Below are 14108 nucleotides of genomic sequence, written 5' to 3' on the forward strand. Positions count from 1 at the left end.
AGTTAACGATCTGTATTAGATATTATTTTTGCATTTAATAAACATTGAGTGAATGTCGATATTAGCATTAATGAAAAGTATGTCTTCTTAACTATTATTTACCTTATAGCGTAACTCAACCATACCAATGCCCATTTTTTGACAAGATTTCAGTTCTAATCTAGGGCTTAAAACTCGGCGCGGAAAAAGTGGCTTACCGGAACCAAGGGTTGCAGAGCCTACTTGAACAATCATTTCATCTAATAAACCTGCATCGAAAAATTGTCCCGTAAGATCACCACCTCCCACGATCCAAATATTCTTATCTTTAGCGGCTATTTGCATGTCCTTGTGAATTTGTTTTACGTCAGTGTTTACAAACTGAATATCTGCATTTTCAATGATAGGAAGCTGACGGCTGGTGAATACCCAAGTGGGTTGAGCATAAGGCCAAGGAGAGCCTGTTTCTTGAGCCACTTGCTCAGCATGCTTTACCATCCATTCATATGTGGCCGAGCCCATTACTACCGCCCCCACTTTTGCAATAAATTCTGGGTAGCTTGACTGATTTATGTCACCTAAAGGAAACAGCCAATCAAGAGAGTCGTCTTCAGTCGCTAAAAAACCGTCAAGGCTAGTTGCTGTGTAATATTGTGTTTTCACAATTATCTCCTTTATTAGTTATTTTCAAGCAAGGCATTATCTAAAGCTTCAGCGCGTTTAGCTGCTTCACGGTTTTTACAGCGTTCTACGTATTGGCTAAACACAGGGTTTGGCTCAAGGATATTCAGCATAGTATGAAAGCCAATATAACTTGCCATCACAAGATCAGCCGTCGTGAAATGTTCACCACATAAATAGGGTTGTTGACTAAGTGTTTGCTCGATAACATTCAGTGTGTCTTGAACTTGACCGCAGCCAATAGAGACCGCGCTTTTTGGGGTTATTTGCCAATTATTGGCCTTAATTGTTAAGGCCATCTCTAAAGGCCCTGCCGCAAAAAACAACCAGCGATGGTAACTAGCACGTTCAGGGCTAGCAATTGCTGGCGCAAGTCCCGCCTCAGGAAATTGCTCCGCTAAGTAACTACAAATGGCAACTACTTCTGTCACCACAGTATTATTGTGAACTAAAGCTGGCACTTTACCCATAGGATTAATGTTTAAATAACTGGGTGATTTGATATCAGCCCCGAAGGTCATGACTTTTTCATCATAAGGCTGGCCAACTTCTTCTAACATCCAACGAACCACACGACCTCGAGATTGTGGGTTAGTATAAAACGTCATAGCACTCATAAAACTTCTCCTTAATTTCTAATGTAATCACTACTATAAGTTGTGATATGTATTTGCTAACTATTGCAATAACGCTATCTTATTTCGTAAATAGGATAGAACTCGCCCTATTAATAAGTCATCATAAATTTTTTTCATAAAAGGTAAGATAATGATCAGGCCGACCACTCGAGTGTTAACCCTATTAGAGTTGCTTCAGGCTAAGGGGCTGCTTTCTGGTGCTGATATTGCCGAACGTTTAGGTGTCGACCGACGTACAGTCAGGCGTTATATCTCAGTGTTAGAAGATATGGGGATTCCCATTATGACAGAGCAAGGCCGTTACGGTGGCTACTGTTTAGTACCTGGCTTTAAATTGCCACCACTCATGTTCACCGAGGCTGAAGTGCAAGTCATAATGCTGGCGATTTTAGCGGTACGTGAACAAAATATTTTGGATGATAATATGGCCGTAGAAAGCGTGCAGGCAAAACTGCAGCGGGTTATTCCTGATCATCTAAAAAACCAGATCCAAACAATTAGTAACACTGTTCAGTTAATTCCTTCACAGCAATCATCTGGTTATCATCATCTTGTTACATTAACTCACGCCGTTCAATCTCGCTTGGGCATTAATATGGTTTACCAATCTCCCCAAGGTGAAACTATGCAACGTAGATTTGATCCATACGGGCTAGTGTTTAGGGCAGGAAAATGGTACGTAGGAGGCTTTTGCCATTTGCGTCAAGATCTTCGCTCTTTTAGGTTAGACAGGCTATCAGATATTACTTGTACAGATGTTCATTTCGAACCACCGGCCAATTTTGATGCGGCTCGGCACCTTCAACAAAGCCTTTATAAAGCGCAGAGGCGCTATGCTGTAAGCGTATTGTTCCATGCCGATTTCAATTCAGTCATGGCCTATATGAGTACAGCTACCTCTAACATAGAAGATTTAGAAGACCTATTTGTACAAGATGGCGATGGTGTATTACTCACTACCAGCACAGATGATTTTCAGTGGTTTATTTCATGGTTAGCAAGGCTGCCATTTAAGTTTGTTATTAAATCACCTGACGAGTTAAAAACAGCACTTAAAGAGCATGCTCAAAAGTTACTTTTAGCAATTTGAATTTGTTTATTGATAGTGTGTAACTTCGAAAGTTTTAAGAATGAGTGATCAGGGTTGATAAGCCCTATAGACAGACAAGTGAATTAATTTAAGGTTTTTAGTTTCAGATTTCATGAGAAAATTGCTCATAACTTCATAAATAACGAGAATATTACTATCCGATGTTGAGTTGAGTTAGATTTTCATTTAACTTGCCTTTTTGTTCAAGCGTTGATTTAAATCATGCTAGATGAGTGATGAATTAGATCAAATCTGACAGTCGCAAAAGCCACCAAAGTGGTCATAGATACTTGAAAATAAAGCATCAGTAAAAAGTAACACTTCACTTTATTATCCATTGTTCTACTATGTATAACCAGAACTAGAATGAAGTATAACCATACATTTTCTTTTATTATGATAAACCTAATATCCATTCGCTCCTACAGTACAAAACCAGCGCGTCACTCACATCACTTTAATCAGTTGGTTTTACCTTTACGTGGTGTCATAAATATATGTGTTGGTAACTTTAATGGTAGAGTTGCACCGAGTGAATGTGTTGTAGTTAAAGCCAACGAAGAGCACTTGTTCGCTGCTGATACTGAAGCTAGGTTTGTAGTCGTGGATATGGAACACCTCCCCCTAAACATTTCATCTTCACAATATATTGTTTTTGCGATTAATTCATCTCTTAAAAGTTACTTAACTTTCATCGAAAACCAACTAGAAAACAAAGTTAATGCTCAATTAGAGCAAGCAATGTTTGAAATATTTAGTTTACTGCTTGCAGAGCAACCTTTATTGCCAAAAGTAGATAATCGTATTGGTACAGCAATATCTTTTATCGAAAAAAATATTGCAGAGCAACTCCAAATCAAACGTTTGGCTGAATCTGCTTTTCTAAGTGAGACACAGTTTAAGAAACTCTTTAAACAACAAACAGGGTTGACTGTGATGAAGTACGTAACAAAACTTCGAATGGAAAAAGCCCAAGCTTTACTTACGCATACAGATTACCCGTTAGCAATTATTGGTGAAAAGATAGGTTATAAAGAGCCATCCGCCTTTAGCCGAAGGTTTTCACAATACTTTGGCTTATCACCAACTAAGTTCAAAAAGTAAACTTAGTCTGAATTGTTAACGATTGCGTCTTAATTGTTAAAAATACCTTCCATAATTAGCATACTATTTCTGTAATAAAGTTATCATAAACAGATCTCATTATGGAAAATAATCACGAAAATTTTAAAAGTGTTATAGCTATTATTATTGCCAGTTTTTTCTGGGGAACGACAGGCACCGCAGCAAGCTATGCACCTGATATAAGCTCTTTGGCGATTGGTGCGTTCTCTATGGGTATAGGCGGAGTCTTACTTGTGATCACAGCTAGAAAAAAGCTACTTATAGATTATAAAGTGATGCTCAAACAACCTAAGATATTACTTTTAGGTGCCGCTTCTGTCGCTATTTATCCATTAGCCTTTTATACCTCAATGCGTTTATCGGGTGTTGCCATTGGCACTGTGGTTTCTATCGCTACAGCACCTTTTTTTGCCGCAATCCTTGAGCGTCTTATTAGTAAAAAGTGCATATCGTTACAATGGATATTGAGCTTTGTCGTTGGGGCTATAGGTATTACGTTGTTAACTTTAGGTAAAGACCAGAGTGATAATACTGCTTATAGTGTTAATCAACAAAGTTTGGGTATTCTCTTGGGCTGTATTGCTGGATTTACTTATGCAGGTTATTCGTGGGCAGCAAGGAGTTTAATCGAAAGTGGCGTTCATTCAACATCGTCCATGTCAGGGCTGTTCGGTTGTGCCGCACTATTGTTACTCCCCTCATTATGGTTTACGGGTGATAACTTATTTTCAAGCTCAACTAATACGTTGGTATCTTTGTATATGGCCATAATTCCAATGTTTTTAGGGTATCTATTATTTGGTTTTGGCTTGAATTTTATTGACGCAAGTAAAGCTACACTCATAACTTTAATTGAACCATTGGTTGCAACTGTTTTAGCTGTTTTCATCATTGGCGAAAGATTTAAGGTTATTGGTTGGGTAGGTGTCGCTTTAGTATTACTATGTCTATTGATGCAAACCATAAAAACTCAAAAACAACTACAGATGAACTGATCCACATTAAGTGATTGATGAACTCAAGCATTATGCGTGGTCACACATATAGCTCAAATTCTCATTTGTTGACACCATTCTCATTATTTATGGCACCTCCACAATAGCCAAATTCTATATAGTGCGAATAAATCTAAAAAAATTAGAGTAAAGGCTTTACTTTTATAGAGCAGTTGCTCTATACTACATTTGTTCCTAGCGAACGCCTGTTGTAATAATTTGATATTCTAGCTTTCCCCAAAGCTACGCAACCGAAGATTTTATCTTCGGTTTTTTTTTGCCTGATTTTCCTCTCTCGTTTTAAAATTGATAGGTTATTAATTAGATTGTAAAAAATTTATATTGTTTTGGTCGAATCGAGACAAGGTTGGAAACACTTGGGCAACTTCTGCATCGGTTAAACCAAACCATTTTGCTAATTGCGCGCCGTATTCTTCACTTGATGTGGTAGGGATCATTCTTCCATCGGCCAAATCATTTTGGCTATTTAACGCAAGTTCAGGCATTTCACCATAAAGTTTACCGCCATTTACCGCGCCGCCCATCACCAATTGATGTCCACCCCAGCCGTGATCTGTGCCATCGCCATTGCTGGTTAATGTTCTACCAAAATCAGAAGCCGTAAATGCCGTAACAGACTCTGATAAGCCAAGTTCGTTAATTGCATCATTAAAACGATGTAGGGCAAGGCTTAAGGTATTTAATAAACGAGGGTGATCTAACAATTGGCGATCATGGGTATCCCAACCACCAAAACCGATAAAAAACACCTGTCGATTCATACCAAGTGCTTCTCTAGCAGCGATTAATTTAGTGGTCATTGCTAGTTCTTGTGATAGTGAGTCTTGATCAAAAGTCGTTGCTAGTATTGGTAAACTGTCTAGCGCTTGATTTACTTGTAGCGCATTAGTTCGTGCTGTTGACATAATTTTTTTATAGGAATTTCCTAATACATGATTATCGAGCGCAATGAGTTGATCAAATAATGCTATTCGCTGACTATTCCAATTGTGGAGCGGGTTTAATGCGTCAAACATGGGCGCACCGTCTGCGGTCATTGAATACGGTTGCACAATTTTGCCGGTTTGCATGACATTATTGCCAGCTAAAGAAATATTCATTGATAAGCTGTTGGCAGAAGTGTCGGTGATCAAATCCGCCATTCTGCCTGCCCAGCCAGATAATTCATTAATATTACTACCTGCGGTTTCCCATAATTTTTGTTGGTCGTTATGAGAAAATAATTGTGGCGGTAATAGCGCACTGCCGTTTTCAATATTCGCTTTGAATGTCGGCTCAACTAACGGACCAACGTTATTAATAAATGCTAAACGGCCTTGATGAAATAATTCGCTCACCGGGCTCATATAATCAGGAACACCTAAAGCGTAAGGTAACGACGAACTAGTGGAGAGCGGAATTAAGGTCTCCTGCGCAATTGCGAGGTTTTGTCTCACGTCGGCATAGGTTTGATAATCACTAGTTTCTGTTGGAATTAACATATTGTACGAGTCATTTCCGCCATATAAAAATATACACACTAGTGCCTTGTAGTTTTCAAGCGGTGCTGCTTTAGCTGAAGCATTAATCATGGCTAACTGTTGGCCAACCGCTGAGTAACTTGATAATCCAACCCCTGAAGCGAGTATCGACTTTAAAAATTGACGTTTATTCATGGCCTGTTTCCTTGTCGTTATCGCTGAATGGCATATTGTGGCGCCGACATAATCAGAAAAACGAGATTAGCAATTTTGCTTTCAATGTCTTGTTGCTCGCTTTCTTCAAACGCGTTTACTAATAGCGTGATTGCTTGGTCATTTAACGCTCCTGCAGTGAGCACAATGTTTAAGTGTTCTAGCAGGGCTTGGGCACCTTCTTCTTCAGCAATACTAACTTCAGTGGAGAAATCTAAATAAAGTTCGTCTTCTTCCGAAATATCGGTATTTTCCACCTCGCCAGAAAAGTGTCGCCATAAACCGTACCAAGCAAAAAAATTAATGGTGTTGGTCATGGTTGATTCCGTGGCAATTTGTAATTCTGGCGCGACCAATCCATAACTAGCGTTTAATTCAATTGGACTATAATCTGGCCGATAAAAATTAAACACAGAAGGTGATGCTAAGGGGGCTTGACCGAAAAAATAATCTGGCCAACTGAAATCTATTCGATCACTAATATAGGTTAGGTTAAAGGCTCGCCACATATGAGTGGCACGAATAATAGGCTCTCGCACTTTACCAAAGCTTTGTGGGGCAAGATCATGGCCGAATCTTGCTTCTTCATCTAACAATATTGCTTTTATAACGGCAGCTAAGTCGCCACGTTCGCCAAAACCGTTATCAATAAAAACACGTGCGATTCTTTCGATATATTCAGGCGTTGGATTGCTGGTTATTAACTTTTGAATTAATTGCTTAGCAATAAAGGGGGGGACATTACTATGATTGGCGAGTGCATCAAGGGCATCAGACAAATCTTTTTCAGGTGTTTGATTGGCAGGAAGCAACACGCCAGAAAATAAATGCTTCTCTTGGGCGTCATGATAGTGAGTAACAGCACTCATTGGCTCTAATAAGTTAAAATTTTGCCACCAACGATACCAAGTGTCCTCGGTGGTTCCGTTAAAATTCCAACCAGTAAACACATGCGCAAAGCCTTTAATCACGGTTTGATCATATGTAGGAATGATTTGACCTGCGCTATCAAGCTTTAGGCTGCCGTCGATATTTAGCTCCACTAAACCAACTGAGAATAATTGCATTACCTCACGAGCATAGTTTTCATCAGGGCGTATATTTCGTGCAATGTTAGGCTTTTCATTTCCTAACATACTTAAATACACGCCCATTGCCGGAGACAAGGTGATTTTTTCTAGTAAATGTCGATATGAGCTAAAAGCGTTTGTAACTAAAATATCGTAATAGTTAGCCAGTGCTTCTGGTGAATCAAACAACACACCATTGTATTCAGAAACGACAAATATTTCGCTTAATGCAAAGGCAACCCGTTGTCTTAATTGATCTTCTCCGTATAAAGTATTTTGCCACCACGCCGAAATGCGATAGGTTCGCCAAAAATCATCATTATCAATAAAGGGCTCTACTAATGGGTAATGTAGGCTAGGAGGTATGTTTAATTGCTCTTCAATCCATGCTTCTTCGCCACGTGTTATTAGATAGTTTATATCAGTTAGGGTAGCACCAAAGGTCGCTTGGTTAAGTAAACGCGCGGCTTGAATTTTTTGCTGATAGGGATCAACAGGCTCTGGAGTTGGCGGGGTGGTCGTTGTCGGTGGATTATCGATAACAGGCGGTGATGCCGTTGTATTGTTTGCAGAATCTCCGCCACACGACACTAGCAAGACAATTGAAAATAGAAAAATTGATGATCTCATCATAACGAAATCCAGTTAAAGAAGTGCAACTTATTCAATTTTTAGCCTAGGCAGCCTTTAAGGGGAAGTCAAATTGACAAAGTAAAGCCCTATCTATTATTAAGCTTTAGAATGCGTGTCGTTATGACATTTAGCAATATATAATACGAAAAGATTAGAAACCAAACACAAATGATATTAATTATCATTTGTGTTTGGTGTGTTGCTTATATATAATTCCTGTCACTTTTTAACGCTCTCATAAAAAATTAACAACATGAAATTAGACTCTCAAATAGAAAACAAAAATAGAATGGCATTAGGTGCACATGCTGTAGCTGCTGCTTTAGCAATTGGAAGCCCTCAATTATACGCAGCACAAAGTACTGATAACTGCGACAATAATAATGCTGTAGCGTGTGAATCGAAAAAAACTAATACCTCTGATGAAGCATTAGAACGCATCGCGGTGCATGGGGTAAAAAGTTCTGTTTATTTATATGAAGCTTCTGGTGATATTCGTCGCGTAGCTGATTTAGTCGATACGCCACAAGTGATAACTGTGTTGACGCAAGATCAAATTTTAGAAGCAGGTAAAACCGACCTTAAAGATATTTTGGCTGCTCAAGCAGGTGTTACATTGGGTACTGGTGAAAATGGCAACGCCTTTGGTGACCGCTATATCATCCGTGGTCATGAAGCTCGTAGTGACGTATTTGTTGACGGCTTAAGAGATCCGGGCATGAGTACACGTGAAAGCTTTGCTACTGAACGTGTTGAAATAACCAAAGGGCCAAGCTCTACTTTTGCTGGTCGAGGTTCATCAGGTGGCGCGGTTAATAGTGTTACTAAAAAAGCATCTGTTGCTTATAACTTAGGCCGTGTTGAAGCTGGTTTAGGAACGGACGACTTTTCACGCATTACTTTAGATTATAACCTTCCTCTTTCTGATACTTCTGCTATACGAATTAACGCTTTATCGTCAGACAAAGATAAGCCTGGTCGTGAAGGAATTTCAAGCGAAAGAACGGGTTTACAAGTTTCAGGTGTTTACTTACCAACCTCACGATTGTCTTTTACTCTTGATGGTTATTATTTAGATGCTTCTGATGTGTCTGATTTAGGTAGCTACTTCGATAGTACAACTCGTAAACCTGTTAAAGACATTCCTGTTTATGCACAAGAATCTGACTTTCTCTCTTCTGAAGTGAAAACATTAACGTTACGTACTGAATACGAAGTTAACGATTATGTGACTTTATACAATGCTACTCGTATTGGTGAAACAGAAAACGGTTACATAACAACAGGTGCGAGGGGCACATCACGAGCTGAATCTGACCCATTAGCGCCTGGAGCTGCAACGATAAGTTTAAGTACCCATCAAGGTAATCAAAACGTAGATTATAAGAGCACCCAGTTTAATTTATTTTGGGATACCAATGTTTTAGGTTTCGATAGCAATTTTGTTTTTGGTTTGGAATTTACTGATGAAAATGTTGATAACGGTGTTTATGACATTGACTATAATAACCCAACGAACTGTGTAACTGCAGGCCGTCGAGGTGATACGAATAGTTATTGTATTATTGATGCTGCTGGTAACAAGGTTAATAATATCAGTCAATTAATGGGTAGAACCTATGTTGATGACTATGATGACGCTTCAATGAATATTGAAACCGTATCAGCTTATATGATGAACACGGTTCATTTAAATCAACAGCTTGATCTTTACTATGGTTTAAGAGTTGATAGCTTCGATTACAATAATGATACCTTAAGCCGTGGCACTGAAACGACTTATGAATACTCTGATACCATGTACAATGGCAATATTGGTTTAATTTATGATTTGTCTGAAAATGTAAATATTTATGCTAATTACAGTACTGCAACGAACATTAATGGTGGTGAGTCTGATTTAGGGGCAAGTTGTGGGTATGGTGGTGTATGTGGTACAGCGAGTCAAGTACCTGATTCAGATCCTGAACGTGTAGAAAACGTAGAGTTAGGCACTAAATTTATGGCATTTGATGATAAATTTATGTTCACTGCATCCTTGTTCCAAATTACCAAAAGTGATGTGATGGAAAGTGTCGGTGAAGATGACTATGCTGCACTTGGTACATTAAACACGGGTGAAAACAAAGTTAAAGGTATTGAAATTGGTTTTGTTGGTAATATCACCGATGAATTAAGTGTACAATTTTCGGCGACCACTATGGATGCTGAAGTTACTGATTCTATTAATGAAAATAATATTGGGTTAACGTTAAGTAACTTTGCAAAAGACAGTGTATATTTACAAGTTAGATATGAATTAAATGATTCAATAGTGATTGGTGGTGATTACGCCTATCAAAGTGAAATGTATGCTGGACAACCAGACTCTGCCGCAGGTTATGACAGTGCAAACAGCCGTTATAGTATTGTGGTACCTGATTACCAAGTAGTTAACTTATTTGCTAATTACTACGCAACAGATGCATTAACTTTTAGGCTAAATATTGGTAACGCTTTTGACGAAACATACTACACAGCAGCATATCGTAGTGGTGCATTCATGTATTTAGGTAATGCGAATAATACCAAGCTTACTGCAACTTACGAGTTCTAGTAAAAGAGGCAAGCAATGATTGTTATTGAAAAAATATTATCAGAAGAAGAAGTGACCTATTATCGTCAACAACTTGCCAATGCGCCTTGGGGTGATGGCAGTAAAACGGCGATGGGCATGGCAGCTTCGGTAAAAAATAACAATCAAGCCGATGCAAATGATGAAAGCGTGAATCACTTAGCGAACCAATTATTGGCTCGTATTGGTGAAACGCCAAAAATTGTGTCGGCTGCCTTACCTGATAAAATTTTCCCTCCTTGTTTTAATCGATATAGTGAAACAGAGGAATACGGCTATCATGTTGACTCGGCCATAATGCGTATACCGAATTCCGCGCAAGTGTTACGAAGTGACTTGTCGATGACGACGTTTTTAAGTGATCCTGAATCATACGACGGCGGAGAGTTAATCATTTCAACCGAGTTTGGCCAACAGCAAATCAAGCTACCGGCCGGATATGCCGTGCTATATCCTTCAAGTAGCTTGCATAAGGTAACTGCTGTTACTCGCGGACAAAGAGTGGCTGCAATCACTTGGATGCAAAGCATGATTTCAGATACAAGTATCCGACAAAACTTATATCAGTTAGATCAAACTATTCAAAATTTAATAAAAGAAAACAACACCTCAAGAGCTGAACTCGATAATTTACACAACGTTTACCATAACTTAATACGTCAATTTGCGAAGTTGTAATGTCATAATCAAGGTGTATGATCGGTGGTTAACTGACTAAAGTGATACATCACTTTACTTTTAATCCCTTATTTATATTGACCGATTTTATGAATAGCTATTTTGACATCTTCAAACAGTTCTTATTATTAGGCGCTATTAGCTTTGGTGGACCTGCTGCTCACATTGGCTATTTCCATCAAAAATTTGTTCAGCAACTGCGGTGGATCTCACAAGAAAAGTACGGTCAAATCGTGGCTCTCAGTCAATTTTTACCTGGCCCAGGTTCCAGCCAAGTTGGCTTTGCTTTGGGTTATCACAAGGCAGGCATTGCTGGCGCAATTACCGCTTTTATTGCGTTCACGTTACCATCGGTTATTTTAATGTTAGCGCTTGCTCAGTTAAGCAATCAACTGAGTGACAACAGCTATTTTTATGGCATTACTCACGGTTTAAAATTACTTGCCGTTGTGGTGATAACTGATGCGGTGGTAACTATGTTTATCAGTTTTTGCCAATCAACATTAACCAAAAGCATAGCCGTTTTCACTGGTATCATTTTATTAGTATTTTCTACTCTGTTGATGCAATTAGTTGTCTTAGTCGTTGCAGGCTTGATCGGCATGAAATACTTAACCAATTCTGCTTTAGAAAGCCAACCAGTCAAATCTACTTTTTCTTGGTGGCCTTTAAGTCTATTTATCGCATTACTGGTTTTATTGAGCGCTTTTTCTTCAGAATCCATTTACTGGCAACTTGCGGCTGACTTTTATCAGGCTGGCAGCATGGTTTTTGGTGGTGGACATGTGGTTATACCCTTATTACAAAACTTATTAGCCGGACAACTTTCAATCGATACCTTTTTAACTGGATATGCTGCGGCTCAGACAGTGCCAGGCCCAATGTTTACTTTAGCAACGTTTCTGGGCTTTCATTTATCCCCAGATGCTCCTTATATCGGAGCAATTATTGCTACTTTAAGCATTTTTCTCCCGGGTTTTTTATTAATGTTGACCTTGTTGAAGCATTGGCAAAATTTAGCAAAACAGCCGAAATTGATGGGAGCAATGCAGGCCATTAATGCGGCAGTAGTAGGCTTGTTGGCGAGTGCGCTTTATTTTCCTGTTTTTACTTCATCAGTTCTGAATGCGGTTGATATGGCGGTTGTGGTATTAGGCTTTTATTGTTTAAGACAATTAAAGGTGCCCATTGTCGGACTTGTTTTAGGCTTTGGTCTGTTAGGGATAATAATTAATTTAGGTTAGATGAATAAGCTTGTTATCAATGATGTTGGTCATGATGGTGAGGTAGGCTAAGTATCATATACGCTTACCTCGATTCAATGATTACCTTGTCTTATTATTCACTAGCTTCGGTTGATAACCAATCACAAATAATTTTATTGGCTTGCTCTGCCCCTGTTTTTTTCAATGACGAAAATGCCTGCACTTTAATGTCAGCATTTAATGGTGCGAGGTTTTTCTTTACTTTCAACACTTCAGCACTGGCTTTACCTTGCGATAATTTATCTGATTTAGTTAATAGCGCCAAAACAGGCAAATTGCTCTCAGCCGCCCATTCAATTAAGTTTCGGTCTAAGTCTTTTAACGGATGACGAATATCCATTAACACAACTAATCCTTTTAAACTTTCACGTTTTTCTAAATATTCACCTAGTGCTTTTTGCCATTTCTTTTTCATTTCTAAAGGGACTTTGGCAAAACCATAACCTGGTAAATCGACAAGTCGTTGCGTGTCGCTTACTTCAAAAACGTTGATTAATTGCGTTCGACCTGGAGTTTTACTGGTTCGCGCTAAGCTTTTTTGATTGGTTAAAGCATTTAATGCGCTAGACTTTCCTGCATTTGAACGGCCCGCAAAGGCTACTTCAATGCCCGTATCTTCAGGTAGTCGACGGATATCAGGCGCACTAATTGTAAAAGTGGCTTTAGAAAGGTGGACAGCAGCGTTAGACAAAATAACTTCCAGAACATTAGAATTAAAAAAGTAATTATATCTCTTTTTATAAAATAATAATTAAAACCTTGCATTTTTTAATGTTTTTTTTCTTCAATCGCTTAATTATTATCAACATTCGTGTAAAATGCCGCGGTAAATTTACTCATTTAAGCAATGCTTGGCTACAATTAATCAAGTCATTAACACAGAGAGTTCCTTATGAAAAAAGTCTTTTTCTCAATAATCATCGGATTAAGTATGTTAGCGCATGCTAATGCGTTTGAAGGCGACGCCAAAGCTGGTAAAACTAAAGCTGCTACATGTGCAGGTTGTCATGGTGCTAATGGTATTGGAATCATGGGTGCTTATCCAAATATTGCAGGACAGCATGCGGATTACATAGTTAAACAACTTAAAGCATTTAAAGCAGGAACTGATCGTAGTGATCCTGTGATGTCACCAATGGCTGCCGCTTTATCTGAACAAGACATGGCAGACATTGCTGCTTATTTTTCAAGTTTCGGACGCGATGGTTCGGCACCTGCTAGCGAAGAAACTGCAGCATCGAGTGATGACGCTACCGCATCGCCAGCACAAGTAACACGAGCTCCAGCGAAAGCTGTGTATGTTGCTAATGCTGCTACTGGTAAAGCCTTGTATGAACATGGCGACAAATCGCGTGGCATAACCGCATGTATTGATTGTCACGGTAAAGACGGTAACAGTGATGTTTTGATTAACCCTAATTTATCTGCACAACATCCTGAATATATTGAAAAACAATTAAAGGCGTTTAAAGCCGTAACTCGTCATAATGCTTCGATGAATCAAATATCGGGTAACTTATCTGACGAAGATATTGCTAATTTAGGCGCTTACTTTAAAGATCCTGCTGCTGTTGGCGAAGTAAAAGCTTCTGCCGCAAAAGTTGTTGTTAAGTCATTTACTGGTGATGTAACTGAAGGGAAAGTAA

11 protein-coding genes and 1 pseudogene are annotated in these 14108 nt (G+C 38.9%); 7 read left to right on the forward strand and 5 right to left on the reverse strand.

The features are described from left to right. Positions 1-87 precede the first annotated feature (87 nt). Both Q4493_RS13140 and Q4493_RS13145 read right to left on the reverse strand, forming a co-directional pair. Positions 88-642 (reverse strand): dihydrofolate reductase family protein, encoded by a 555-nt coding sequence (locus Q4493_RS13140; protein ID WP_303453409.1) that lies wholly within the window; start codon positions 640-642, stop codon positions 88-90. A 14-nt stretch (positions 643-656) separates the two neighbouring features. After that, the gene (locus tag Q4493_RS13145; protein WP_303453411.1) at positions 657-1277 is read right to left on the reverse strand and encodes a glutathione S-transferase family protein; all 621 of its coding nucleotides are present in this window, start codon (positions 1275-1277) and stop codon (positions 657-659) included. 151 nt (positions 1278-1428) lie between these two features. On the opposite strand from Q4493_RS13145, the gene Q4493_RS13150 reads away from it, so the two are divergent. From Q4493_RS13150 to Q4493_RS13160, 3 genes are all read left to right on the forward strand, one after another. Then, positions 1429-2388, forward strand: coding sequence for a YafY family protein (locus Q4493_RS13150; protein ID WP_303453414.1), 960 nt, complete (start codon positions 1429-1431; stop codon positions 2386-2388). Positions 2389-2784: 396 nt separating this feature from the next. Then, the gene (locus tag Q4493_RS13155; protein WP_368506788.1) at positions 2785-3492 is read left to right on the forward strand and encodes a helix-turn-helix domain-containing protein; all 708 of its coding nucleotides are present in this window, start codon (positions 2785-2787) and stop codon (positions 3490-3492) included. 101 nt (positions 3493-3593) lie between these two features. After that, positions 3594-4508 (forward strand): DMT family transporter, encoded by a 915-nt coding sequence (locus Q4493_RS13160; protein WP_303453421.1) that lies wholly within the window; start codon positions 3594-3596, stop codon positions 4506-4508. A gap of 317 nt (positions 4509-4825) precedes the next feature. Here Q4493_RS13160 and Q4493_RS13165 read toward each other — a convergent pair whose 3' ends face one another. Further along, the gene (locus Q4493_RS13165) at positions 4826-6184 is read right to left on the reverse strand and encodes a DUF1501 domain-containing protein (protein WP_303453423.1); all 1359 of its coding nucleotides are present in this window, start codon (positions 6182-6184) and stop codon (positions 4826-4828) included. A 17-nt stretch (positions 6185-6201) separates the two neighbouring features. Beyond that, a complete protein-coding gene (locus Q4493_RS13170; protein ID WP_303453425.1) occupies positions 6202-7905 on the reverse strand; it encodes a DUF1800 family protein in 1704 nt (567 codons plus the stop codon). A 253-nt stretch (positions 7906-8158) separates the two neighbouring features. On the opposite strand from Q4493_RS13170, the gene Q4493_RS13175 reads away from it, so the two are divergent. From Q4493_RS13175 to chrA, 3 genes are all read left to right on the forward strand, one after another. Further along, positions 8159-10501: a TonB-dependent siderophore receptor gene (locus Q4493_RS13175; protein WP_303453427.1), complete on the forward strand. Its 2343-nt coding sequence runs from the start codon at positions 8159-8161 to the stop codon at positions 10499-10501. Positions 10502-10516: 15 nt separating this feature from the next. Next, the gene (locus tag Q4493_RS13180) at positions 10517-11197 is read left to right on the forward strand and encodes a Fe2+-dependent dioxygenase (protein ID WP_303453430.1); all 681 of its coding nucleotides are present in this window, start codon (positions 10517-10519) and stop codon (positions 11195-11197) included. An 89-nt stretch (positions 11198-11286) separates the two neighbouring features. Further along, positions 11287-12441, forward strand: a complete 1155-nt coding sequence (gene chrA, locus Q4493_RS13185) for a chromate efflux transporter (protein WP_303453432.1) — start codon at positions 11287-11289, stop codon at positions 12439-12441. A gap of 94 nt (positions 12442-12535) precedes the next feature. On the opposite strand, the gene yihA is transcribed toward chrA, so the two are convergent. Continuing rightward, on the reverse strand, positions 12536-13153 hold the full coding sequence (yihA, locus tag Q4493_RS13190; protein ID WP_303453435.1) for a ribosome biogenesis GTP-binding protein YihA/YsxC: 618 nt from the start codon (positions 13151-13153) through the stop codon (positions 12536-12538). Positions 13154-13354: 201 nt separating this feature from the next. Between yihA and Q4493_RS17760 the strand changes: the two are divergent. Then, positions 13355-14005: pseudogene (locus tag Q4493_RS17760) on the forward strand (cytochrome c); the annotation flags it as partial. Positions 14006-14108: the final 103 nt, after the last annotated feature.

The sequence above is a fragment of the Colwellia sp. 1_MG-2023 genome (assembly GCF_030546755.1).
Classification (GTDB): Bacteria; Pseudomonadota; Gammaproteobacteria; order Enterobacterales; family Alteromonadaceae; genus Thalassotalea_H.

What these genes read in the sequence shown, in the direction of transcription:
- Q4493_RS13145 (WP_303453411.1), bottom strand. Translation starts at nt 1,277, where the DNA reads ATGAGTGCTATGACGTTTTATACTAACCCACAATCTCGAGGTCGTGTG.
- Q4493_RS13150 (WP_303453414.1), top strand. Translation starts at nt 1,429, where the DNA reads ATGATCAGGCCGACCACTCGAGTGTTAACCCTATTAGAGTTGCTTCAG.
- Q4493_RS13155 (WP_368506788.1), top strand. Translation starts at nt 2,785, where the DNA reads ATGATAAACCTAATATCCATTCGCTCCTACAGTACAAAACCAGCGCGT.
- Q4493_RS13160 (WP_303453421.1), top strand. Translation starts at nt 3,594, where the DNA reads ATGGAAAATAATCACGAAAATTTTAAAAGTGTTATAGCTATTATTATT.
- Q4493_RS13165 (WP_303453423.1), bottom strand. Translation starts at nt 6,184, where the DNA reads ATGAATAAACGTCAATTTTTAAAGTCGATACTCGCTTCAGGGGTTGGA.
- Q4493_RS13170 (WP_303453425.1), bottom strand. Translation starts at nt 7,905, where the DNA reads ATGATGAGATCATCAATTTTTCTATTTTCAATTGTCTTGCTAGTGTCG.
- Q4493_RS13175 (WP_303453427.1), top strand. Translation starts at nt 8,159, where the DNA reads ATGAAATTAGACTCTCAAATAGAAAACAAAAATAGAATGGCATTAGGT.
- Q4493_RS13180 (WP_303453430.1), top strand. Translation starts at nt 10,517, where the DNA reads ATGATTGTTATTGAAAAAATATTATCAGAAGAAGAAGTGACCTATTAT.
- chrA (WP_303453432.1), top strand. Translation starts at nt 11,287, where the DNA reads ATGAATAGCTATTTTGACATCTTCAAACAGTTCTTATTATTAGGCGCT.